This is a genomic window from Lactobacillus sp. ESL0260, assembly GCF_003692935.1.
In the GTDB taxonomy this organism is placed as follows: domain Bacteria; phylum Bacillota; class Bacilli; order Lactobacillales; family Lactobacillaceae; genus Lactobacillus; species Lactobacillus melliventris.
The window spans coordinates 1-23,438 of record NZ_REHO01000009.1; the positions used below are offsets into that span (position 1 = coordinate 1).

Below are 23,438 nucleotides of genomic sequence, written 5' to 3' on the forward strand. Positions count from 1 at the left end.
TAGCAGCCCATTCGTTTTAAGATAAGAATATTTTTTCTTACCCTTTTTGTTATAAACACGAGTCTTATGATTTAAGGTTAGCTTGCCTTGCTCAGAATTTACATTTGACGTAGTAGTTTGAGCTTGATCAATATTAGTCGTAGTAGCTGCTATTGATGCTATTGTCAATATTCCAGCTACTAAGCTAATAAACAATTTTTTGTTAATTTTCATTGTAATTACCCCTTTATCCTTAAATTCTAATAGCTAGCTATTAAATTGTCTATTAAGAATGATAACTTTACGTAAAACAAAAAAGATAGCAAGAAGTGATGTGAACCCTAAAATTAGGACAAATTTGGGGGTCATATTAAAGCCCGCTTTTTCTGAATAATTCTTAAATATCACTTTTGCATTTTACACAACAGCTTAAGCATATGCTTATTTAAATGTATAACTGTTTAACTGGCTTCAATTTAAGATTTTCATCACTTATTTGGGCAAACTTTTGTGTTAGCAATAGTAATTTTACATTATTGTATAGACCAATTTTTAAAATATTGCTTGACCAATTTATTAAAAAAGGCTAATATTCCATACGTAAGTTGAATTAACTAATTAATCCAAATTAATTATTTTTACTAGACCAAAGGAGAAGAATATGTGTGGAATTGTTGGCATAGTTGGAAAGTCTGCTAGAGAAATTGTTTTAAATGGGTTGTCTAAGCTTGAATATCGCGGATATGATTCTGCAGGAATTTACCTCAATGATTTGGCAGGAAAAGAATATTTAACTAAAACTGCTGGTCGTATTGAGGACTTGAAGAACAAAATGACTCCAGAAGAGCAGGGTATGATTGGAATTGGTCATACTCGTTGGGCAACACACGGTAAGCCCACTGAAACTAATGCTCACCCCCAATTTGATGAAACTGAGCGCTTTTATTTGGTTCACAATGGTGTAATTGAAAATTACCAGGAAATAAAAAAGCAGTACTTAGATGACGTTACCTTTAAATCGGACACAGATACCGAGGTAATAGTCCAATTAGTTAGCAAATTTGCTCGTGAAAAAAATGAAGACGCCTTTACGGCTTTAAAGCAGGCTCTACAAGTAATAAAGGGATCATATGCTCTTTTATTGGTAGATAATCAAAATCCAAATCATATTTTTATTGCTAAAAATAAATCTCCTTTGATGTTGGGACTTGGTAATGGTTTTAATGTGATCGCATCCGACGCTTTGTCTGTATTGGATCAAACCAAAACTTTCGTTGATTTACAAGATGGTGAAGTCGGAGACATTACTCAAAACGGGTATCAGCTTGAAACTATTGCAGGTCAAAAAGTTGAACATCAACCCTATGAGTTAAATATTGATGAAAGTGCTGCTTCTAAAGGCACTTATGAGTTTTATATGCTTAAAGAAATCAGTGAACAACCTAGTGTTTTACGGCACTTAGATCAACATTATCTTGATCAAAATGGTGATCCTAAAGTAGATGCTAAAATTATCAATGCTTTATCAAAGGCAGACAGATTCTATATCTTTGCTGCTGGTACAAGTTACCATGCGGGTTTAGTTGGCAAACAGCTTTTTGAAAAGTTGACCAAGATTCCAACTGAAGTTGGATTTGCATCAGAAGCAGGTTATCATTTTCCAATGATGTCAAAACACCCATTCTTTATTTTCTTATCGCAATCAGGTGAAACGGCTGATTCACGCGTTGTCTTGCAACAAGCGATTAAACGTGGTATTCCTAGTCTAACTTTGACGAATGTTCCCAATTCTACTTTAGCGCGCGAAGCTAATTATGCCATGTCACTTGAAGCTGGGCCCGAAATTGCTGTAGCTTCAACTAAAGCTTATACTGCCCAAGTTGCTGTTCAAGCTATTGTAGCTAAAGCTTTAGGAGAAAAATTAGGTATTAAAGACGCTGCAGCATTTGACTTAAAAAAGAATTTTGCTTTAGCTGCTGAAGGAATTGAACAAGTGATTTCCAGTCAAGCAAAAATAGAGCAACTTGCTCAGAAATATATTATACCAAGTCGCAATGCCTTTTACATCGGCAGGGGGATTGACTATCCGGTCGCTTTGGAAGCTGCCCTTAAACTTAAAGAAGTGTCTTATATTCAAACAGAAGGTTTTGCGGCAGCGGAATTGAAGCATGGCACAATTTCATTGATTGAAAAAGGCACACCTGTAATTGCTTTGATTAATGATCCTGTCACAGCTGATTTGATGAGAGGAAACATTCAGGAGGTAATTGCACGCGGAGCAACTGTTATTACTATTGCGCGTAAGTCATTAGCAAAACCAGCCGATGAGATTGTTTTACCTGAAGTTAATTATTATCTTTCGCCACTTGTTAGTGTGGTAGCAGCACAATTATTTGCATATTTTGCAGCAAAAGATAAAGGCTTGGATGTGGACAAACCACGTAATTTAGCTAAAAGTGTCACTGTAGAATAATTTTTAGCCGAGAAATTTTGAAAGCCAAGAGGTTTTCTTTAAAATAGTCCAACTTAATAGTAAGAAGACAGCTGAAGAAAAGATCGCTCTATTGACCAAAATTAACAAAGTAACAAAGAAGGTAAGTCGCTTAAATTATGGCTTACCTTCTTTATTAGATCGACTATTAATCTACTTTTTTACCAGACTCTTTTGTATAATAAAGAAGATAGTGAAGAAGTGCAGGAGGATATTATTTTGGCAATAAAATTGATTGCAGTTGATTTAGATGGTACTTTACTTACTAGCTCTAAACAGATTTCACCTGAAACTGAAAGGGTACTGAAGCAAGCTGATAGTCAGGGCATTAAGGTGGTTCTGGCAACAGGTCGACCATTGTCTGGTACAATTGAATTTAATAAGCAATTAGGTTTACAAGGCGCAAGACAATATGACATTGTTTTTAATGGTGCAGTAATCCAGGACCTAGCGGGAAATATTTTAATGAATGAAGAAATGAACTACCGTGATTTCTCTAATATGCGGCGCTTACAAAGATTAGCCCATGTCAACCTTCATTTTGAAACTCCTGAGTGTTACTGGACATGTGATCGTGACATAGGAGTAAATTTAGCTAGAAACGCTACTTATAATAAAAATGTGATTAAAGTGCGGAAAGCAGAAGAAATACCACAAGACTTTTCTTTTAATAAAGTGGGACTTAGTGTTCTTGATAATGAACGTGAAGTTGATAAATTATGGAATAATATTCCTCAGTGGGCTTTTGCCAAGTATGATATTGTACGCAGCTTTTCTTCTATTGTTGAAATTAACATTAAAGATGCTTCTAAGGGTAATGCAGTCCAGCAATTAGCCGAGAGATTGAAAATTAAGCCGAGTCAAGTTATGGTTTTTGGCGATCAGGGCAACGATATTTCGATGTTTACTAATCCTGATTTTAAAAAAGTGGCGATGGGTAATGCTGTGGGGATGATCAAAGACTATGCAGATTATGTGACTGCAGATAATGACAATGATGGAATTGCCAAAGCACTAAAAAAGTTTGTTCTGTAGTAAAATAAAACTAGGTTGATTATTATGGTAGAAAAAAATAAAGAACATAATATTTCCGAAGCTGAGTGGGAAGTTATGAGAATAGTGTGGACTTTAGGAGAAATTCACACTGGTGATGTGATTCAGCAACTGCAAGCAAAAAAGGACTGGTCTGAGTCGACTATTAAAACTCTGATGGGTCGATTAGTCAAAAAGGGTCTGCTAAAAACCCGTAAGGACGGTCGCCGTTTTGTATACTCCGCTACTGTTACGCAGATAGAGATGATGATTCAAGTCACTAATGAAATGATGTGTCACATGTGTGATATGCATAAGGGTAAGGTAATGATAGCAATTTTGAAGGATATGCCTCTTTCTCAAGGTGATATTACCCAGATTGAAAAAGAACTTGCTCTAAAAAAGGAGCATGCTCCTGAAATGGTTAATTGTAACTGTCTGGCTTCGGGTCAACATGTCTGTTAGATTAAACAGTTAATATTTTTTAGGAGGTTAATTAAATGAGAAAATTCGCTAGTATTTTGTTACGGCTAATTTTTGTTGCAGCAGTCTGTGTTTCAGGATTTCTAATGATGGAATCTCCTATCACCGTCAACGTGCAAAATGTTCGTGGTATGGCTCAAACTATCATCAAAAAGAGTGTTAACAATACGGGTGACTCAAGACTAAAGAGTACATTGAAACTGGCTAAAGACTTTGGTGTTGAAGACAAAATTCTCGAACAATTACCTAAAAAATATCATGATGATATGTCTTATACCAGCTTGTACAATTTAGGTGCAAGTTACCAGGAAAATGGTGAAGTGACGGCTAAAAGTTTATCTTTTCCAGAGAATAATGATGTGCAAAAAGCAGTCAGCAAATTGTTACTAAATAAAATTAATGACGGTTTGAAAGAAAATCAAGATCAGGTTAATCAGAGTATCACTATTTTCCATTATTGCTTTTTTGCAGCCATATTAATTTTTATCCTATCTGCTTTGTTAATATTATTTGGTAAATATTGGGCTGCAATTATTTTGTTAATTGCATCTGTGGGATCCTTTGGAGCATTACAATTCCTAGCTAACCAATTGGTACAATGGCTGGAAAGTAATGTTGCTCAAGGAATTTCGTTAACTGTTTCTCCAGTTCTGTGGGCCGGATTGGCCGTGGGTGTAATAACAGCATTGATTTGGCCGTTAGTTTTAAAGCTAACAAAAAAAGAATAAAATATAAATTTCGAAAATTGCAATTTTAAGTTGAACACTCTACTTGATCTGATAGATGCAATCTAATCTTCTTTCATATAATTCATCGGGGGTGTGGTAGGCTAAGATCTTGCGGGGCAGGTTATTGCACCATTGCTCAATGCCATAGATTTGCCTTAAGTCATAATCCTTGAGGTACTTGCCTTTGGGAATGAAGCGCCGAATTAGCCGGTTGTGCCGCTCAACCCCGCCCTTCTCACAAGAAGTATCAGGGTGCGCGTAGTAGACCAGCGTCTGCGTAGCTTCTTCTAATTGGGCTAAATCCGTAAACTCAGAACCATTATCCGTGGTAATGGTCTTAAAGACTTTGTTCCAGTGTTCATGGTATTGGCTGCGCAATGTTTTAAAGGCCGCCATGACGCTGGCAGCCGTCTTATCCTTAATCGGATAATCATGAATTTGCGGGTCATGTGTTCATACAGGGTTAAAAAGGTCTGGTCATCTTTGGTTTTATGTCCTAAAACTAAGTCGCACTCCCAGTGGCCAAACTCGCGGCGCTGGTTAATAGTAGCAGGCCGTTCACTAATACTGCGGCCCAGCTGGCGTTTATGCTGGCGTACCCGTTTGGCTTTCGTTTTACGGCTTAAGCACTCAGGCAAGGCAGTTGCCTTAATCTGTAATAAGCCAAGTGCCACATAATGGTAAAGCGTCTTGGTACAGACCGTTTCATTCCGGGTAAAGGCACCGCTGGCTAAGGCTCGACCGACGCAGGCATCAAGCGACCAGCCCTGCTTGAAGAAGTGCGTTTCAACGTACTTAATGAAACGGGTTTTGGCTAGAAAAGCTTGCTTACGGCCGCAGTTTAAGCGCCTTATCTGGTAGCGTCTTTGCGCTGCCTGGGCATCGTAGCGGTACCGTTTGCCGTGATACAAAGAAATCTGGCCGCGTTCAAGCTCGTACTTGACCGTGGTGGGCGAACAGTTGAGGACACGAGCAATTTGACGCAGGGACTGACCTTGGCTGTGTAAAACCTAGAGCGTCACCCGATCTTGCAAAGCAAGATGTTGGCCTTTTTGGTGACTAGATATGGTAGAATTAAGGGAGTTCATTGGAGACTTTTTTCTAGAATTAGGTTGGTAATTACATTCTATCAGAGAAGTCCAATGGACTTCTTTCATTTTCTAATCAGCGCAAGTGTTCAACTTCATTTTACAATTTACCAAAATATAAATTTTAAAATTAAGCATTACCTAAAAATTAAGTTAATGCTTTTTTGCTTTAATATATTCCTATACCCATTAAATGTATGCTAAAATTAATAATAATTGTTTGAATATGTAAATAAAGGACAAATTAATGTACTACTTTTTAAATAATAGATTAGATGCAAACAGTTCAGGAATAGAGCATGCAGAAGTTAAAAGGTTAAAGTTGTTTAAACGTAATCATGTTAAAGCAAAGATTGTTATGTCGGAGTTTAATCGCTTTGCACATCGTAATTTACCCTTGTATGGCATGACTGATGATGATTATGTTAATATGTTTGACTTCTTTGCCGGTACAGTAAAGTTTGCTAGTCGCGTTGTCACGATAAAAGATTTACCGATACCAAACTTTAATAAGGTGAAAAAAAGCAATAATGGTTATGAAGTGTACGAAGATAATCGTAAAACCATGACTATTAATATGTTGCCTAATGGTAGTGTGGACACGATTAAATATTATAATGGTGATGTCAATTGCATTAAGCAGGATTTTTATGATACTCGTGGTTTTAAAAGTCTAACACAAATTTATGATACAGCAGATGGACACTTAGTCTATGAATTATTTTTCCGCCCCGACAATACCATCTATTACGAGATTTCATATGAAAAAAGACCGAATTCATATCCAGCAACTAACATTCAATTGACTGATATTCAAGGTGTTTTACACTCACTTATGAATAGTGGTCAAGCCTTTACTATTATGCTTGATGAATTAAACCAGCAGGATGGAGATGAGAGGTCAACTTTCATCTCTGATCGCAGTAATATTACCAACGTGCCAATGATTAATATGAAAACGCCTGCCAGAAAAATCGAACATTTTCATAATATTCACTTCAGAGACTACTGGGATCCTACTTCACCTCTTACTTACAACTCAATTTCTAATAACGAATTACTCAGTAAAACCGACTTAGTCGTTACTCCTGGAAAACATCAAGCGGATGACATGCGTAAAAGACTAAGAACGCAAGTGCCGATAGTTGCTATACCTGTAGGAATAGTACCAGATGAGCAGTTACATGGTGAGCATATCCCAATGAGTGAACGAATAAAAGGAAAAATAATAATTGTAGCTCGTTTATTCTATGAAAAACGAATTGATGACGCAATTAAGGCTTTTAAACAAGCTTATCAAAATGATGATGCACTAACTCTAGATATTTATGGTTATGGCAATGGCGCGGATAATTTCAAAGAAGAAAACATGCTAAAGAAGCTGGTCCGAGATCTCGAGTTGGAAAATGTAGTTCACTTTGGGGGTTACACCCAAGATATGGATTATGTTTATGATAATGCCCAACTTTCAATTCTTTCTTCAAGATATGAAGGAGCTCCGCTTTCAATAGTTGAAGCTCAATCACACGGCGTTCCAGTATTTGCATATGATATTAACTACGGTCCAGCAGACTTGATTGCTGATGGTCAGAGTGGTTTTATTGTACCAAGTGGTCATGTAGATGATTTAGCAGCTAAAATTACTGAATTCTTTGCTAGTCCAAAATTACGCAGGAAAATGAATGATGGCGCGTATGAAAATGCTAAACGCTTTTCCAGTGAAAATGTCTGGCGCTACTGGCAAAAATATGTGATTGATACAGATAAATAAATAGCATTTAAAAAGTCACTTTGAAATTCAAGGTGGTTTTTCTTTGCTTTTAATTTATTGCATTTCAAAAAAATGTGAGTTACTATGGTTATTTAGTTAGCTTGCTAACTAAATGTTCAGGAGGAATTCGAATGGAAAGAAAATTAGATGCAAAATTAATTTGTTCAATTTTCGCAGCTGGACTAATGTCATTTTCAGGTGTACTAATTGAAACGGCAGGGAATGTTACTTTTCCTGTTTTAATGAATGATTTTCATGTTAATATGGCCACAGTACAATGGATGACGACGGGCTATTTACTGGTTGCTTCCATTATCATGCCGCTATCAGCATATTTAAAAAGAAACTTTAGTTCGAAAAAACTGTTTGTGACAGCCGCTAGTTTATTTATTTGTGGTTTAGTGATTGATGCAGTAGCAAACCAATTTATTTTTCTAGTACTTGGTCGTGTTATTCAGGGAGCAGGAGCGGGAATAGCTATTCCCTTAATGTTTAATATTATTTTGGAACGGACACCCCTAGATAAAATTGGATTGCTTATGGGAATAGGAACAATGATTACGGCAGTTGCTCCAGCTTTAGGACCAACGTTTGGCGGATTAGTTGTCAATACGTTAGGTTGGCGTTATATCTTTATTTTTATACTTCCTGTGATGATAATTTCTTTGTTAATGGGTATAGCTTCAATTAATGACGAGACAAAAACAAATTCACATACGCGGCTCGATACAGCAGGCTTTCTGAGCATTGCTTTAACATTTATCGGCTTGATTTTTGCTTTTAGCAACTTGTCTAGTATATTACAAAAACCATTGATGTTCATTTTGCCTTTAGCAATCGGCGTCATTTGTTTAATTATTTTTATCAAGCATTCATTAAATACTGCCACTCCGTTAATTAATATTAGAGTTTTTAAAAATACTAAATTTACTCATGGCATCACGGCATATTTTATTTTTCAAGTCAATACTTTAGGGTTGTCGTTCATCTTGCCTAATTATGTTCAAATTGTCAACCATTCTACTGCGATGACTGCGGGTCTGTTATTACTAACCGGTGGGCTCGTAGGAGCAATTATGTCACCAATTAGTGGCAGGTTGCTTGATAACTACGGACCCAAAAAGCCAATTATGACTGGTGCTGTTTTTGAAATAATTGGTGGAATACTTTATTGTGTATTTGCTTCTTCACTATCATCTGGCAAAATTATTCTGTTCTATGCTATTACAATGATGGGTATAGGTCTGGTAATGGGGGACACAATGACTGCTTCCATTGGTCAACTAGATGAAAAAGAAAATACAGATGGCAATGGTCTGTTTAATATGGCGCAGCAATTTGCTGGAGCCGTCGGCACGGCAATTATTTCAGCTATTATGCAATTTGTAGAACAGCTGAGTAGTCAAAGCTCCACTACTGGAAAATATATTGAAGCTGCTCAAGTAGGCTTTATTTTTATTCTGATTATTGTTCTTGTTGGTGTATACTTACTTTATCAAGCTACAAAATCGGTAAAAACAAAGGAATAGAGTAAGATTAATGAACAGATTAGGATTAGCCTTACAGCGTATACAAAATACTTTTAATCGTAATGTTGATTACTACGCTAGAAAAATTGGCTTAACCGGAACACAGATGTTGATCATTGAATATTTGGCTTCATTTGCCCAAAACAAGTCAATTTATCAGAAGGATATTGAGCATGAATTTAACATTAGGAAGTCTACTGCTACTAATGTATTACGCTTAATGGAAGAAAAAGGCTTAATAACCAAAAAAGTTGATCAACATGATACTCGATTAAAGGCGATCATCCTAACTGAGAAAGCTATCAAGCTGGGACCAAAAATAACTAATTATTTTGTCAATTCTGAGAATAGTTATGCCGAAATTTTAGGAGCCGATACGAAGACAGAATTAGTAAAAAATCTACAGAAGCTGAATGAAGCTATATCTGATAAATAGATCAAAAAAATAGTTATTGCATGAAAGCAATAACTATTTTTTTGATTTGCTTTTTTATCTTTCGTAATTAGGTGCTTTTTTAGTAATTTGGACATCATGTGGATGAGATTCACGTAAACCAGCATTAGTAATTTTGACAAATTGTGCATTTTCTCGTAAGTCAGCAATTGTAGCGGCACCGACATAACCCATGCCTGAGCGCAGACCGCCAATAATCTGGAAGACAATATCAGAAACATCACCTTTATATTTAACGCGTGCTTCTACGCCTTCAGGTACTAACTTGTTAGCCTCGTTTACTCCGCCTTGGAAATATCTGTCTGAAGAGCCATGAGCTTGGGCCATTGCACCGACAGAACCCATTCCGCGATAAGTCTTAAATTTGTGACCGTCACTTTCGAAAATTTCGCCCGGTGCCTCAGTAGTCCCTGAAAGCATGCTACCAAGCATAACAGCATTACCACCAGCAGCTAGAGCCTTAACAATATCACCGGAATACTTCATACCGCCATCGGCAATTATTGGTTTGTGGTATTCTCTAGCAGCTGTAGCCGCATCATAAATTGCAGTAATTTGTGGTACTCCAACACCAGCTACGACACGTGTGGTGCAAATAGAACCCGGCCCAATTCCAACTTTGACAATATCAACCCCAGCATCGAAGAGTGCTCTAGCAGCATCACCAGTAGCGATATTGCCGGCAATAAGGGTAATATCAGGGAAATGTGCCCTAATTTCTTTTATCTTACGTAAAACTCCAGCTGAATGACCATGTGCAGTGTCAATGACAATTGCGTCTGCTCCCTTTTCTATAAGTGCTTCAGCCCGTTCAAATGTATCACTGGTAACGCCAATAGCAGCTGCAACCAGTAGGTGATTATTATCATCGACAGCTGCTTTAGTTATATTACTTGGGACAACAACATTTTTGACATTTGCTACTTCTCCAGCTTGAGCGTTGATTGACATATTTTTATGGATCACTCCTAAGCCGCCTTGCAGTGCAATAGCTATGGCCATTGCACCTTCAGTCACAGTGTCCATTCCCGCACTTATTATAGGAATATTTAGTTTAAGATTAGGTGCCAGTTGAGTATGTAAATTTACTTCATTGGGTAATACGTGACTTTCTGCTGGAATTAATAAAACATCATCAAAAGTTAGACCTTCTTTAACAAATTTTGTTGTCCAATTTGACATTTAATGCACTCTCCTTTTTAAAATTATCAAAGTTAAATTGATTACACTTTACTAGTGATTTTGAGCTTGGTCAAGTTAAAATCAAAAGCTATATTGATAAAAGTATAATATTACTTTGAATCTATTTCAACCTTAAAGGCGAACAAATATATCATATTAGTTTATATTGTAAGTAATCAAAACTAACATTCTTTCTTTAAAACTTTACATTATTTTATTGGTAGGCATTAGGTATAGAAGATCATTTTTAAATATCTTGATATTGTTCGGGTTTACAATACAATTAATAAATCGATTAAATATTATTTAAAAATAATTAAAAATGTGCTAAAATTGAATCTAATGTTGTTGATTAAATATCTATCGGATAATGAGGTTAAACCAATGGCATTAGTAATGTATGGTAAGTTTGTTCAATAATAGCAATTATCAAAGGGGTACTTCCTTTGGTAATTGCCTTTTTGTGCCGGATTCGATAAAAAATGGAGTTTGAAACATGGGCGAAAATGCAATTGAAGTACATGATCTGTCAAAAAAATATGCGGTAGCCACCAGAGGAGAGACTTGGCATGCTATAGCAAAAAATATTTTTAAGCCAGAAAGAACGGTTGTTAATGCCGTTAAATCCTTAAACTTTAACATTAAACCAGGAGAGAAAGTAGGTTTTATTGGACAAAATGGTGCAGGTAAAACTACTACTATAAAGATGTTAACCGGTACTCTTTTTCCATCTTCAGGTTACTGCAGGGTCAATGGCTTTGATCCTACCAAAAGGACTAATGATTTTAAAAAATCAATTTCGGTGGTGATGGGAAACAGGTCACAACTTTTTCCCGATTTAACTCCCAGAGATTATTTAAAGCTCTTGCAATCAATGTATGATATTTCTGAAACATCTTTTCAAGAAACAGTTAATAATCTAGCGCGAATATTAAACGTTGCGGAAAAATTAGATACTCAAACGCGTAAATTATCACTGGGAGAGAGGATGAAAATTGAATTTTTAGCGGGTGTAGCCACCAGACCTAAAGTGCTCTTTTTAGATGAGCCCACAATAGGACTTGACGTACTGGCAAAAAGGGACATCCGCAAATTCCTTTTGCAATTAAACAAAGAAGAAAAACTGACCGTCTTCTTGACTTCTCATGATATGGAAGATATTGCGACTATCTGCGACCGCTTAATAATTGTTAATCACGGAGAAATTATGTGGAATGGTCAAAAACAGGATCTACTAGATAAATTCAGTAGTAATAAGTACATTACATTTGATAAATCAGAAACTTTTGCTGAGAAGAATATTGAGGGCAAAATAATCAATCAGGATGATTTAACAATTACCATCAAAGTTCCAAATGAAGAAGTTGATGATATGATTGCATTCCTTGCCAAAAACAAGCAGGGTTCAAATTATCAAATAAATGAACTGAAACTGGAAGACATTATCTTAGAATTATTTGCCGAGGAGAATCAAAAATGTTAAAAACATACCGTGCAGTAAGTAAAATTTCCCTCAAGTCTATTTTAGCGAATAAAAGCAGTGCGGTGATTTTGCTACTGCAAGCTCTCGTACCAAGTATCGTAATGTTTTATCTGTGGTCTTTAATATTAAATCACGGGCAAACAGTGGGCGGATTTACTAAAAATCAAATTATCATTTACTACATTGGCGTTAACTTTATCAATTCCTTTGTTTGGTATGCAATTGACTGGGAATTAAATGACGATATTCATTCGGGTGAATTGTCAAACATTATTCATCGACCAATAGCAATTGAAAAATATTATTTTGCTAAAATGCTGGGCGACCGATTAGCAAATCTACTTTTACTGGCTCCAATACTGATAATTGGAATATTATACATTCTAGTAAAAAAATTATTGCAGATATCACTGATAGTGCTGTTGGAATTTGCTTTTAGCATTATTATGTCAGCGGTGCTTTGGTTTCTTTTCTCTTACATCATAGGTAGTGTTGCTTATTGGTTTGATAACCTCTTCTTTGTTTTACTAGTAAAAGAAGTGTTGGTAAACTTGCTGGCTGGTTTTTATTTTCCCTTAGAAATCTTGCCGCCTTTTTTGGTAAAAATAACCAAATGCTTACCTTTTCAGTATTTTAGTTCTTTTCCCATAGATACTTTGGTAAAAGGGCTCTCCTTACAATCTTGGCTTAAAAATACGGGTATTGAGATTGCTTGGGCAGTTATCTTTTATGTAATTGTACAAATAGTTAATAGAAAAGGGCTTCAGAGATATTCTGATGTAATGGGTTAGATATGAAAAATAAATTTAAACTGATCGGTTCTTTAATCAAGATAGCCTTTTTAGAGACTATTAGTTTTAGGCTGGATACTGTATTTGGTATTATTTCCTCAATACTTTGGTTGGGTATTCCAATTGCTTTCTTTAAAGTCATTTATTTAAATGTTGACACTGTTGGAGGCTGGAGTTTTAAGGAATGCCTCTTATTAGTTGGGGTTTATACTATGCTAGATGGCTTCCTGATGGCCTTCTTAGTCAAATCGATGCCTAAAATGGAAGCTGATATTAGAGAGGGTACGCTTGATTCGGTGCTCCTAAAGCCAATTAATACTAAACTATTTTATTTTTTCAGTTCCATTGAATTTACTCAACTAATAAATTCCGTTTTGGGACTGGTAGTAATTATTTATGCGTGTCAAGGAATAAAAATTAGTCTTATCCAACTAGTTTGTTTCTTATTTTCCTGTGTATTAGGCTGCATATTGTATTATTCATTGTGGTATCTTTGGACAATTTCAGCCTTTTGGTTTCCAACTAATTTTGGCAGAAATGATTTATTTTTAAGTATGATACAAATGAGTCGTTATCCTGCAAGTATTTATCGTGGCCTGGGCAATATAATATTTAATTTTATTTTGCCTTTTGGCCTAGTTGCATGCCCCGCAACAATTATTCTATTAAGGCCAGAAGAATGGCATATTTTGCTACTACAGCTTTTAGTTGCTTTAATATTTGTAGTACTGGATCATGTAATCTGGAATTTAGGCCTCAAGAAGTATGATGGCGCTGGTAGATAGCTAAGTAAACTGTTTTCCATAAAGCTTGCACAGCCGTATAATTTTTTTTAGAATATTCCTGTCAGTTTTTATTTTAAAATATGGGAAAAGGGATAAGCGGTGGAAGACGAACTAGTTACAGTTAGTTTAGATAATGCAGTAGTAAAAAATGCTAAGTTTAATTTGGAAAAATATGGTATTTCAGTTGGTAAATATCTCCAGTTAATGGTGCTACTGGCTGCGGAAAATAAAACAGAACTTAAGCAAATAATGTTAGATAAAAATGACCTCACTCAATGGTTAAAGCGATTAGATGCCGATTGATAGTGCTGAAACTTACTGATGTTCTCAGTAAGTTTTTTTTGAGCATTTATGTTTACATTTGTAGATACATAATTTATACTAAACTTAGTTTACAAACGTAGACATTAATAATAAGCTTCATCGGGGAGGAATTATCATGAATAGGATTATTATTTTATGCTTAGGACTCGCACTTATTGCCTTTATCGCATGGTGGTTCTTTGGTAAGCACCAAGTAGCAACAGAAAATGCGTCTGTTAGTTCGAATAAGCAAAGTGTTGATATTGAGGTCAAAGGCGGATATTCTCCAGAAAAAGTTATCTTAAAAAGAGGAGTACCGGCTACCTTAAACTTTAAAAGAACCGATTCTTCCAGTTGCTTAGACCATGTCATCTTCTCAGATTTTGGTATAAATCAAAAATTGCCTCAAGGTAAAACTGAACCGATTAAAATAGATACATCCAAAGCCGGCGAATATGAATGGGCATGCAGTATGAATATGTTTCATGGTAAGGTTATTGTCAAATAGATAGGGTAAAAGAATGAAAATAACAACACGTTTTTGGACGTCGCTAATATTATCACTACCGATGCTAGTTGAAATGATCATTCATCCTTTTACTGGCTGGATGTTGCCTGGTGGAGAATGGACCATGCTGATAGCAACTACGATTATTATGTTGATTTCAGCCGGTCCATTTGTTTCCAGTGCTTGGTCTGCATTTAAAAAACATCATTCAAATATGGACACCCTGGTTGCTTTAGGGACAGCAATAACTTATGTTTATAGCATTTATGCCATGTTTACTGGCAAACCCGTATTTTTCGAAAGTGCGGCTTTAGTCATTACTTTTGTTTTACTAGGGCAGGTTTTAGAAGAAAAAATGCGGTCTACGGCTTCAGATGCTATGGGAAAGTTACTTAATTTAGGCGCAAAAGATGCTCTGGTTAAAAAAGGTGATCATTTTGTTAGTACTCCCATCACTCAGGTAGTTAAGGGCGATTTAATTCAAGTGATGCCTGGACAAAAAGTTCCAGTCGATGGCAAAATTGTTTCCGGCAATTCCAGTGTTGACGAATCTATGGTAACCGGTGAAAGCATGCCGGTTAAAAAGATTAGTGGCGACCAAGTTATAGGTGCAACAATTAATCAAACAGGTTCATTTGTAATGGAAGCTCAAAAAGTTGGCAATGATACCATGTTGGCTCAAATAGTGGCTATAGTAAAAAAGGCGCAGAACAGTCATGCACCTATTCAAAAATTGACCGATAAAGTTGCCAATATTTTTGTTCCTACTGTTTTGATTATTGCAATTCTAACTTTTTTAGTTTGGTATATTTTTCTCGGTAAAAGTATTGCTACGGCTTTAGTTTTTGCTGTTGCAGTAATGGTGATTGCCTGTCCTTGTGCTTTGGGTCTGGCTACCCCAACAGCCTTAATGGTAGGAACTGGTCGTGGTGCCAAAATGGGCATTTTAATCAAAAACGGCGAAATTTTAGAGGCTGCAAACAGCATTGATACTATAGTTTTTGATAAAACGGGAACGATTACCAAAGGTCAACCACAAGTAACAGATATTGTTGGAGATAAAGAAAATGTCCTACAATATGCTGCTAGTTTAGAGAAATTGTCTGAACATCCTCTCGCTCCAGCTATCTTAGCTGCGGCTAAAAAGCAAAAGTTGCAGTTAAAAACGGTAGAAAATTTTACTGTAATTGAAGGATGGGGTGTCACTGGTAAAATTTCTGGTACAAATGTTGCGGTCGGCAGCCCCAAAAAACATAAAGATATTAAAATTGCTCCAGAATTAGAAGAGCAAATAGTGGCATTGCAAAATGAAGCTAAAACAGTAGTGTCTGTTGTTCAAGATAATCAAGTGCTGGGTCTAATCGCAATTCAAGATGCACCTAAAGAAAACGCACAAAAAGCAATTTCCGATTTACATCAATTAGGACTTAAAACCGTTATGCTCACTGGTGATAACCAGCAGGTAGCTGAGGCTATTGCAAAGCAAGTGGGTATCGATCAGGTAATAGCTGGAGTTTTGCCAGTTGATAAAGCAGCAGTTATTAAAAAGTTGCAGGAAAAATATCATGTCGCCTTTGTTGGTGATGGGATCAACGATGCGCCAGCTCTAACCCAAGCAGATGTTGGTATTGCAATGGGTTCCGGTACGGATGTTGCCATTGATGCAGGTGGCATCGTGCTTATTAAAAACGATTTAGAAGATGTTGTACGCGCTTTGAAACTGAGTCGCAAGACTTTTAATAGGATAAAGTTAAATTTGTTTTGGGCTTTCATTTATAATGTACTGGGGATTCCAGTTGCCGCTGGTGTTTTTGCAGGTGTGGGTCTCACACTTAGTCCGGAAATAGCAGGATTAGCAATGGCCTTTAGTTCATTATCGGTTGTAATCAGTTCAGTTATGTTAGGAAAAGCCAAAATATAGCATTTTAAAAGTAAAAGGGCAGTTGAATTACATTCAACCGCTCTTTTTTTACTGTGTGAACTTTAATAATGGTGTTTACCTTTGGCTAAAACAGGCTTGATTTGAAAAATATAAGCTAAAATGCCAACTATCAGCCAAATGAAGGTAATAAATACACTATAAGTTAGGTTAGCACTACCTGTTTTGATATAAGTAACTGGTTCTGCAAAAGGGAATAATAAAGCAATTGCTTTTAACCATTCAGGATAAGCTGAAATTACCACTAGTACTCCTGATACTAATTGGGCTAAACTGCTAAAAATATTCTCCAAAAAGTAGGGATCATTCATTTGCCATGAGATGGCCCAAGATACAAAACCTAAAGCGCAGCCATAAAGACATAAAAGCGGTAGCATGAGCAAAGCTCGTTCAATAATGACTATGGGAGCACCGACTAAGTACAATAAAAATAGGTTAATTAGTGCTAAAGTGACGCCTATAATAAGGGCAACAATGCACTTAGTAAGCCAATATCTGAAACTGAAAGGCTTTTTGGCAATTAACTCAAAGTCAATCTTTAAATTAGCATCGGTAATCACAGTAGAACAAAATGTTTCAAGGGCAAGTACCGCCGCGTCTATTTCAATGGAGCTAATGGCAACATCCCAATTAAACTGATTAGAATACTGCATATTGATTAATACTAACAGGGCCAAATTAATCATAGGTGTGATGAAAAAGTAGGTCAGTTTTGTCCGCCAATTATTCAGAAATGAAAGGCTCGATAACTGTGTAGCAAACATTAGATAATTTTCAGAGCTCCTTTCCTTCTTACTAGGTCGTTAATTTTTCTGACAATAACCACAATTAATACAATCCAAAGAAGTAAACTGAAGAAATAAGAAGACCAGTTGAGGCTTTTATTATGGGATAAGGCAGCAATTGGTGCCGTGATTGGAATAAACCATTGTGATACGTTGGTTAATGGTCCTAAAATGGTATTATTGCCGAATAATCCTGCTAATAATAATATTGGGGTTCCGATTAAACTCTCATAGACCATTGCATTTGGTGACAGAGTTAGAAAAGATGAAATTAAGATGCCCATTACTGAGCACCCGATCCACATTAGAAAAATTAGCAAAATCTGGTCCAGAGAAATTTTACCAGTAGCTGCTCCTAATATTTTTGCCAGAATAAATGCAATCGGAAACGAAAATAAACCATAGCTCGAAGCAGGTAAAAGTAAAGTAATTAAAGAAGCTCGCTCATCATATTGACTGTTTAGCAAATATGGTAGCGTGCCTTTGTAACGTTCAAAACCAATACAACCGGCAACGGTTGTACACGAAGTCCACATGCCAAAAATACCACTTTGCAGCCACAATTGTGGATTATTCAAATCGTGAGAAGCATAGGCCATAATATATTGCATTAAAAAGATAGAAGTAGTACTTGTAATCGTCAACCAGACAAAATATTGGTCTGAAAGATAATCTTTAACATGAAAGAGGAAAAGACGAATAAAACGCATTTTTATTTCCTCCTTAATTTAGGCGCTAAAGCTAAGTAAGCTTCTTCTAAATTCTTAGGTTTTTTGTTTATTTCTTTTTCGGCTAAGCCAAAAACAGCATTGATGGTGCCGGTAAAAAATACTTTCCCTGCACCTAAAATGACTACCCGTTTAGCCAATTTTTCAACTTCGGACATTGTATGACTGGTTAATAAAATACTAATACCCGAGTCAGACAAATTTTTAATTGTCTTTTGCACACTTTGTGCAATTTCAACATCAAGACCACTTGTGGGTTCATCCAAGAGTAATAAATTAGGATTATTGAGCAAAGAGCGTGCTATATGCAGTCTTTGCGTCATTCCTTTAGAAAATTCTCCTACTTTTTTATTGGCAACATTCAGAAGATCAACAATTGACAAAACACGTTCAATTTCTTTATTTTGCCTGCGAAAGGGGACTTTAGCCAAGTCAGCAAAAAATTGTAAATTTTGCTTGGCTGTAGCGTTACGGTAAAAACCTAAATCACCACCAAAAGAAACGCCAATGTTTGGTCTCTTTCGTGCAGTGGTAATATCTTGACCATTTAAAATCACATGGCCGGAAGTAGGGATTAAATAACCGCCAATGATTGAAACAATAGTAGTTTTGCCAGCACCATTAGGACCTAAAAGCGCCAGTATCTCTCCTTGGTCAATTGTAAAAGAAACATCATCTAAAGCTTGAAATTCCTGCTTTTTATCCTTATAGGTTTCTTTTAAATGTTTAACTTGTAAAATATTATTCAATTTTTTCTCCAAAATTAATTTGTAGTAACTTTATCATTTAAAAAGGAAGGATGATAAATATTTCGTGTACAGGTTAATTTGAAGATCTTTTTTGCAACATTAAATCTAATAAGAAAATTATAGCACAACTTTATTTATTTTTTAATTTATTATGAATAAAAAAACTGCTCCTTGCGAGCAGGTTTTAGTTAATCGACTGATTTTAAAGCTTCTAACATATCAAGGTCTTTTAACTTTTTATTAACGATAAAACCTAAAATAATAGTAATCACACCAATTACACCTAATGGCCACAGAAAACTTGGAGCAGATAATGCCGGATTAAACATGACATTGTCAGGTGGCACTACGTAAAGAATGTAGCGATAGAGCAAATCTCCTGTCAGATAGCCTACCAAAATACCAATGCCTGTTAAAAGAATAGTTTCACGATAAATATACATTGTAACTTCATTATCATAGAATCCTAAAACTTTGATTGTTGAAAGTTCCCGTATTCTTTCAGCAATATTAATATTAGTAAGGTTATACTGAATTACAATTGCTAAAAGTCCAGCAACTACTATTAGCACTAGCATAATTAAATTTAAAGATTGGACCACGACATCTAATTCCTGGCTAACAGCCGTGTTTTGTACGACACCAGCCACTCCGGATAGAGCCATAAATTGGGCAGCTATATTTCTAGTGTTTTTGCGACTAGGATTAGTTAAATTAACTAAATAGGCGTTAGATTTGAAGTCGCGTTTAAAAATATCTTGATATTGATTCTTATTCATGAAGACAAAATGTCCCATGTACATTTCTGTAATACCAGCTACTTTCATTCTTCTAGACTTATTATCTTTGTCCGTGAGCGTTAGATATCCGCCTTTGCTTACTTTAAGCAGAGTTGCCAACCGTTCCGATATGATGACGCCATTATTAGTTAAATGCAGAGTCTGCTTGGTTTTCCGATTAGTTAACTGAACGTAATCTTTTAATACCTTGTCAGAAGACGGTGCAATTAACGTAATGTCTTGAGTGTCACCAGTTTTACCAGCAATTTTAGACATAGATTCGTAATAAATTGGAGTCTCCGATTTAATATTGTTTTCGTTTAACTTATTATTTAGAGTCTTTTGCTGGTTAACTGAAATACCAGGCTTTTGGGCGACAATCATGTTGTAATGAATTAGATCGTTGAACTGCCTGTTATTCATGTTAGTAATTGAATTTTTGACAGCGAAACCTGCAAAAAGCATAGTAGCAGCACCACAAACGCCAAAGATGGTCATCAGCATGCGTTTCTTATAACGAAAAATATTACGTGCTGTAACTTTATGGGTAAAACTGAGATGGTTCCAAATAAAGGGAATTTTTTCTAAAAGGATTGTAGACCCAGCGGCCGGTGCTTTGGGTAACAATAGGGCAGCTGGCTTTTCTCTAAATTCATTCTTCGCGGTTAAGTATGCCGGTAAAACTGAACTAATCCAAGACAATAGGAGAGCTATCAGACTAATCTGCCAGTGAAAGTGTAATTCAATTGGTGGGATCGTTAATGACTTGTAATATGCATGGTAAACAATCTGCGGCATCAAAGTGTGGCCTAAATAAACTCCTAAAATGGTACCGATGGTACCTGAGATAAAGCCATATGCCAGAAATTTATTGATAATGACATAATCATCATAACCAAGTGCTTTCATTGTGCCGGAATTAATTCTCTCTTCGTCAATAAAACGATTCATGGTGGTAAATGTAACTAGAGCGGCAACAAAATAGAGAAAAATCGGGAATACTTTTGCTAAATCTTCAACAACTTGTGCTACAGTTGTATAAACTAAATTACCTTCACCGCCAGGAACTTCCCTTCGGTTATACACGCTATAACTGGGCAGAGCTAACTTTTTTAATTGCTTTTTCGCCTTGTTAATTTGCTCTATACCAGTTTTTATTTTTGGGGCTGCATTACGCGATTTTTGCGCAAATACTTTTTTCTCTTGTTGGAGTTTTTGCTCACCAGCAGCTATTTCTCGTTCAGCCTGCTCCATTTGAGCTTGAGCAGCTGGTGGCAAATTTATACCAGCAGCTTTAGCTTGAGCTACTTTTGCATTTAATTTTTCTTTTTGAGTGGCTAATTGCTTTTCGGCAGCGTTAATTTGCTGACTGGCAGCATTTAATTTTTGCTCAGCTTCATGTATCTTCTTTTCTTGCGGTGCAAGCATTTTGGTAGCAGCGGATAGAATTCTTTCTTTTCTTTGATAAGCAGTGTCTTTTAAATCATCCTGTAAATCTCTTTTATGATTCTTAACCTTGCTGGTATAAGTCTTGCCATAAGAATCAAGCCCCCTCAAATTTTTATATCTTAAGTTGGCAGTCGTATAAACAGTATGGTTAAAAGCGTTAGGATCGACAACTGCATAACCTTTCAATTCCCCTGTGCCGCTATTACTTTGGCCTAAATTGACATTGGATAAAATTTGACTAGAGCGCACAAAGCCCACAATTTTAAAACTTTTTCGTTTTAAAAGAGTCGTACCTAAAACATTTTTCTTTTCAGTAAAACTGATTTTTTGACCAACTTGATATTTACCAGAATAATGGTCTGCTAAAGCAATTTCGTTTGATTTAGTGGGCAAGTGACCTTTGCGAACTTCGTATTTACCTACAGAATTGGGCTTAGAAAAAATGCGAAAGCTTTCCTGACTATTTTTAATGACGGTATCCGTCATGTAACCAAACTCCACAGCCTGCAAGCCCTTAGTTTTCTTGATCTTTTGTGTATCTTTCTGATCTAAACCATAATTACAAATAACCGTTAAATCAGCTGTATTAAGCTTTTGTGCATAATGATTGCCAGTATCGCGCATATCCGGGCCGGTAACCATTAAACCAACTAAAGCAAAGGCACCGATCATCATGAGTCCCATGATAGAAACAAATTGGCCCTTGGTATGCTTAATTGATCGCCAAAAATCTTTTAGAATAACTTTATTCATGATTAGCCTTTTCTACCATTTAACATTTGCAACACTATCGGGGTGTGAATTTTCTTCAATTTGCGTAACCTTGCCATCATGGAAGTGAATTACCCGGTTAGCAAGAGGGGCCAAAGCGCTATTATGCGTAACTATAACTACTGTAGTTCCGTTATTGCGGCTCATATTAATAATCGTTTGTAAAACGCTTTTTCCCGTTTGGTAATCAAGTGCACCAGTGGGCTCATCGCAAAGTAAAATTTTAGGATTCTTGGCAATAGCGCGAGCGATTGCTACTCTTTGCTGTTCACCACCAGATAATTCTGCCGGAAAATTATTAATGCGGTTTTTGAGACCTACGTCAACCAAAGTTTTTACCGGATCAAGTGCGTCAGGGACGATTTCTGATGCCAGCTCAACGTTTTCTCTTGCTGTGAGGTTTTGAATTAAGTTATAAAATTGAAATACAAAGCCAATATCAGTCCGGCGGTAACTTGTCAGCTGCCGCTTATTATATTTAGCAATATTATTACCATCGATAATGACATCACCGGAACTGTTGGTATCCATTCCACCTAAAATATTTAGAATAGTTGACTTACCAGCACCGGATGCACCCAAAATAATGGCCAGTTCACCTTTTTCAACAGTAAAACTAACATCATTATTAGCTAATATTTCTGTATCTCCTGTATGGTAACGCTTAAAGTTGTGTCGTACGTCAATATAACTCATGAAAATTTGTCCTTATCATTTTTAAAACAATATTCATATTCTTATTCTAATCTAAATAGCTCTCTAATACTTGCAATACGCCCATTTCGTTATTAGACGGTGCCTCATATTTAGCAATTTTTTTAAGGTCTTCATGTCCATTTTTCATTGCATAACTATATCCCGCTAATTCGATCATTTCTTGATCGTTTAAACCATCGCCAAAAGCAATTAATTCTTCAGGTTTAACATTAAAATAACGCAGGAAATATTTTAAACCCTGTCCCTTATTAACTCCACTCGGCATTACATCTATATTATTAAAACCGCTGGTAGTACAATGAATTCTTTCTGGATTTGTCTGATTGAATTTTAGTTCTAATTCGTGTGCAAGTTCAGCAGAGCACTCTAAGGTCAATTTGGTTAGGCTATCACTTGTTGGAATATTAATAAGATCGCCAATTTCACAGGCGTTAGGATAAAAATAATGCATCAAATTTTTAAAGTTACTTAATGCCTTTTTACTCAGATATGAGTTGTTCAAGCCACTGGCAGCAATTTGAACATAAGGATAATTGGTTTGAATAAAATTAATTAATTTTATGCCAGTTTTATAAGTAAACACATGGCGAACTATTATTTGATTGTCTTTCGTTAAAATTGAACCATTATCAGCGACAATATCAATCCGATCTAAAAATTCATAAAAATCTTGACGTAAACGCGATAATGGTCTGCCACTGGAGACGATAAAGTGGATGTGTCTTTGACGCAATTTAGTTAAGACTTTTTCGAAGCGCTCATGATCAAACTGTTTTTCATCATTTTCAAAGGTTCCATCCATGTCAACGGCTACAGCTTTAAAGGGAATATTTTTCATTTAGATCTCCTTAATTTATTTCAGTCATTACTATTATATAGTAGATATTTGGATATTTTAACCAATGTGGGAGAAA

21 protein-coding genes and 1 pseudogene are annotated in these 23,438 nt (G+C 36.0%); 13 read left to right on the forward strand and 9 right to left on the reverse strand.

Annotation, left to right across the window (positions count from 1 at the left end; genetic code table 11):
• Nucleotides 1-213, reverse strand: a 213-nt coding sequence (locus F5ESL0260_RS03575) for a hypothetical protein (RefSeq protein ID WP_147444112.1), incomplete at its 3' end; no start/stop codon positions are given.
• A 427-nt stretch (nt 214-640) separates the two neighbouring features.
• Between F5ESL0260_RS03575 and glmS the strand changes: the two genes are divergently transcribed.
• The 4 genes from glmS (at nt 641) to F5ESL0260_RS03595 (ending at nt 4,713) form a co-directional block, all read left to right on the forward strand.
• A complete protein-coding gene (gene glmS / locus F5ESL0260_RS03580; RefSeq protein WP_122025888.1) occupies nt 641-2,452 on the forward strand; it encodes a glutamine--fructose-6-phosphate transaminase (isomerizing) in 1,812 nt (603 codons plus the stop codon).
• A gap of 237 nt (nt 2,453-2,689) precedes the next feature.
• Nucleotides 2,690-3,505: a Cof-type HAD-IIB family hydrolase gene (locus F5ESL0260_RS03585; RefSeq protein ID WP_122025889.1), complete on the forward strand. Its 816-nt coding sequence runs from the start codon at nt 2,690-2,692 to the stop codon at nt 3,503-3,505.
• A gap of 24 nt (nt 3,506-3,529) precedes the next feature.
• Nucleotides 3,530-3,967, forward strand: coding sequence for a CopY/TcrY family copper transport repressor (locus tag F5ESL0260_RS03590; protein ID WP_046324646.1), 438 nt, complete (start codon nt 3,530-3,532; stop codon nt 3,965-3,967).
• A gap of 35 nt (nt 3,968-4,002) precedes the next feature.
• Complete coding sequence (locus F5ESL0260_RS03595; protein ID WP_122025890.1) at nt 4,003-4,713, forward strand: hypothetical protein; 711 nt, start codon at nt 4,003-4,005, stop codon at nt 4,711-4,713.
• Between the two features lie 39 nt (nt 4,714-4,752).
• On the opposite strand, the pseudogene F5ESL0260_RS03600 reads toward F5ESL0260_RS03595, so the two are convergent.
• Nucleotides 4,753-5,801 (reverse strand): annotated as a pseudogene (locus tag F5ESL0260_RS03600) (IS30 family transposase).
• A 247-nt stretch (nt 5,802-6,048) separates the two neighbouring features.
• On the opposite strand from F5ESL0260_RS03600, the gene F5ESL0260_RS03605 reads away from it, so the two are divergent.
• The 3 genes from F5ESL0260_RS03605 to F5ESL0260_RS03615 all read left to right on the forward strand — a co-directional run bounded on the left by F5ESL0260_RS03605 (nt 6,049) and on the right by F5ESL0260_RS03615 (nt 9,537).
• Nucleotides 6,049-7,572, forward strand: a complete 1,524-nt coding sequence (locus F5ESL0260_RS03605; protein WP_122025891.1) for a glycosyltransferase — start codon at nt 6,049-6,051, stop codon at nt 7,570-7,572.
• 131 nt (nt 7,573-7,703) lie between these two features.
• On the forward strand, nt 7,704-9,101 hold the full coding sequence (locus F5ESL0260_RS03610) for a DHA2 family efflux MFS transporter permease subunit (RefSeq protein ID WP_122025892.1): 1,398 nt from the start codon (nt 7,704-7,706) through the stop codon (nt 9,099-9,101).
• A gap of 10 nt (nt 9,102-9,111) precedes the next feature.
• The gene (locus tag F5ESL0260_RS03615; RefSeq protein WP_122025893.1) at nt 9,112-9,537 is read left to right on the forward strand and encodes a MarR family winged helix-turn-helix transcriptional regulator; all 426 of its coding nucleotides are present in this window, start codon (nt 9,112-9,114) and stop codon (nt 9,535-9,537) included.
• Nucleotides 9,538-9,591: 54 nt separating this feature from the next.
• Here F5ESL0260_RS03615 and F5ESL0260_RS03620 read toward each other — a convergent pair whose 3' ends face one another.
• Nucleotides 9,592-10,737 carry an IMP dehydrogenase gene (locus tag F5ESL0260_RS03620; RefSeq protein WP_122025894.1) on the reverse strand — a complete coding sequence of 382 codons (1,146 nt, stop codon included), beginning with the start codon at nt 10,735-10,737 and terminating at the stop codon, nt 9,592-9,594.
• A 496-nt stretch (nt 10,738-11,233) separates the two neighbouring features.
• Here F5ESL0260_RS03620 and F5ESL0260_RS03625 point away from each other — a divergent pair, with 496 nt between their 5' ends.
• From F5ESL0260_RS03625 to F5ESL0260_RS03650, 6 genes are all read left to right on the forward strand, one after another.
• Entirely contained in the window at nt 11,234-12,220 is a 987-nt protein-coding gene (locus F5ESL0260_RS03625; protein ID WP_122025895.1) for an ATP-binding cassette domain-containing protein, read from the forward strand.
• Nucleotides 12,214-13,011 carry an ABC-2 family transporter protein gene (locus F5ESL0260_RS03630; RefSeq protein ID WP_122025896.1) on the forward strand — a complete coding sequence of 266 codons (798 nt, stop codon included), beginning with the start codon at nt 12,214-12,216 and terminating at the stop codon, nt 13,009-13,011. Before F5ESL0260_RS03625 ends, F5ESL0260_RS03630 begins: the two co-directional genes overlap by 7 nt.
• A gap of 2 nt (nt 13,012-13,013) precedes the next feature.
• A complete protein-coding gene (locus tag F5ESL0260_RS03635; protein WP_122025897.1) occupies nt 13,014-13,796 on the forward strand; it encodes an ABC transporter permease in 783 nt (260 codons plus the stop codon).
• A gap of 99 nt (nt 13,797-13,895) precedes the next feature.
• Entirely contained in the window at nt 13,896-14,099 is a 204-nt protein-coding gene (locus tag F5ESL0260_RS03640; RefSeq protein WP_122025898.1) for a hypothetical protein, read from the forward strand.
• A 136-nt stretch (nt 14,100-14,235) separates the two neighbouring features.
• Nucleotides 14,236-14,607: a cupredoxin domain-containing protein gene (locus F5ESL0260_RS03645; protein WP_174794349.1), complete on the forward strand. Its 372-nt coding sequence runs from the start codon at nt 14,236-14,238 to the stop codon at nt 14,605-14,607.
• 13 nt (nt 14,608-14,620) lie between these two features.
• Nucleotides 14,621-16,528: a copper-translocating P-type ATPase gene (locus tag F5ESL0260_RS03650; protein ID WP_122025900.1), complete on the forward strand. Its 1,908-nt coding sequence runs from the start codon at nt 14,621-14,623 to the stop codon at nt 16,526-16,528.
• A gap of 62 nt (nt 16,529-16,590) precedes the next feature.
• Here F5ESL0260_RS03650 and F5ESL0260_RS03655 read toward each other — a convergent pair whose 3' ends face one another.
• From F5ESL0260_RS03655 to F5ESL0260_RS03680, 6 genes are all read right to left on the reverse strand, one after another.
• Nucleotides 16,591-17,310 (reverse strand): antibiotic transporter permease, encoded by a 720-nt coding sequence (locus F5ESL0260_RS03655; protein ID WP_122025901.1) that lies wholly within the window; start codon nt 17,308-17,310, stop codon nt 16,591-16,593.
• On the reverse strand, nt 17,310-18,041 hold the full coding sequence (locus F5ESL0260_RS03660; protein WP_122025902.1) for a multidrug ABC transporter permease: 732 nt from the start codon (nt 18,039-18,041) through the stop codon (nt 17,310-17,312). Before F5ESL0260_RS03660 ends, F5ESL0260_RS03655 begins: the two co-directional genes overlap by 1 nt.
• 2 nt (nt 18,042-18,043) lie before the next feature.
• Complete coding sequence (locus F5ESL0260_RS03665; RefSeq protein ID WP_122025903.1) at nt 18,044-18,808, reverse strand: ABC transporter ATP-binding protein; 765 nt, start codon at nt 18,806-18,808, stop codon at nt 18,044-18,046.
• 188 nt (nt 18,809-18,996) lie between these two features.
• A complete protein-coding gene (locus tag F5ESL0260_RS03670) occupies nt 18,997-21,789 on the reverse strand; it encodes an ABC transporter permease (RefSeq protein ID WP_122025904.1) in 2,793 nt (930 codons plus the stop codon).
• A 12-nt stretch (nt 21,790-21,801) separates the two neighbouring features.
• Nucleotides 21,802-22,503: an ABC transporter ATP-binding protein gene (locus F5ESL0260_RS03675; RefSeq protein ID WP_046324661.1), complete on the reverse strand. Its 702-nt coding sequence runs from the start codon at nt 22,501-22,503 to the stop codon at nt 21,802-21,804.
• Between the two features lie 46 nt (nt 22,504-22,549).
• Nucleotides 22,550-23,362: a Cof-type HAD-IIB family hydrolase gene (locus tag F5ESL0260_RS03680; protein WP_122025905.1), complete on the reverse strand. Its 813-nt coding sequence runs from the start codon at nt 23,360-23,362 to the stop codon at nt 22,550-22,552.
• Between the last annotated feature and the right edge of the window lie 76 nt (nt 23,363-23,438).

Bases quoted from the DNA above. Each gene is read 5' to 3' on its own strand.
- glmS (WP_122025888.1), top strand. From the start codon at position 641: ATGTGTGGAATTGTTGGCATAGTTGGAAAGTCTGCTAGAGAAATTGTT.
- F5ESL0260_RS03590 (WP_046324646.1), top strand. From the start codon at position 3,530: ATGGTAGAAAAAAATAAAGAACATAATATTTCCGAAGCTGAGTGGGAA.
- F5ESL0260_RS03595 (WP_122025890.1), top strand. From the start codon at position 4,003: ATGAGAAAATTCGCTAGTATTTTGTTACGGCTAATTTTTGTTGCAGCA.
- F5ESL0260_RS03605 (WP_122025891.1), top strand. From the start codon at position 6,049: ATGTACTACTTTTTAAATAATAGATTAGATGCAAACAGTTCAGGAATA.
- F5ESL0260_RS03610 (WP_122025892.1), top strand. From the start codon at position 7,704: ATGGAAAGAAAATTAGATGCAAAATTAATTTGTTCAATTTTCGCAGCT.
- F5ESL0260_RS03615 (WP_122025893.1), top strand. From the start codon at position 9,112: ATGAACAGATTAGGATTAGCCTTACAGCGTATACAAAATACTTTTAAT.
- F5ESL0260_RS03620 (WP_122025894.1), bottom strand. From the start codon at position 10,737: ATGTCAAATTGGACAACAAAATTTGTTAAAGAAGGTCTAACTTTTGAT.
- F5ESL0260_RS03625 (WP_122025895.1), top strand. From the start codon at position 11,234: ATGGGCGAAAATGCAATTGAAGTACATGATCTGTCAAAAAAATATGCG.
- F5ESL0260_RS03630 (WP_122025896.1), top strand. From the start codon at position 12,214: ATGTTAAAAACATACCGTGCAGTAAGTAAAATTTCCCTCAAGTCTATT.
- F5ESL0260_RS03635 (WP_122025897.1), top strand. From the start codon at position 13,014: ATGAAAAATAAATTTAAACTGATCGGTTCTTTAATCAAGATAGCCTTT.
- F5ESL0260_RS03645 (WP_174794349.1), top strand. From the start codon at position 14,236: ATGAATAGGATTATTATTTTATGCTTAGGACTCGCACTTATTGCCTTT.
- F5ESL0260_RS03650 (WP_122025900.1), top strand. From the start codon at position 14,621: ATGAAAATAACAACACGTTTTTGGACGTCGCTAATATTATCACTACCG.
- F5ESL0260_RS03655 (WP_122025901.1), bottom strand. From the start codon at position 17,310: ATGTTTGCTACACAGTTATCGAGCCTTTCATTTCTGAATAATTGGCGG.
- F5ESL0260_RS03660 (WP_122025902.1), bottom strand. From the start codon at position 18,041: ATGCGTTTTATTCGTCTTTTCCTCTTTCATGTTAAAGATTATCTTTCA.
- F5ESL0260_RS03670 (WP_122025904.1), bottom strand. From the start codon at position 21,789: ATGAATAAAGTTATTCTAAAAGATTTTTGGCGATCAATTAAGCATACC.
- F5ESL0260_RS03675 (WP_046324661.1), bottom strand. From the start codon at position 22,503: ATGAGTTATATTGACGTACGACACAACTTTAAGCGTTACCATACAGGA.
- F5ESL0260_RS03680 (WP_122025905.1), bottom strand. From the start codon at position 23,362: ATGAAAAATATTCCCTTTAAAGCTGTAGCCGTTGACATGGATGGAACC.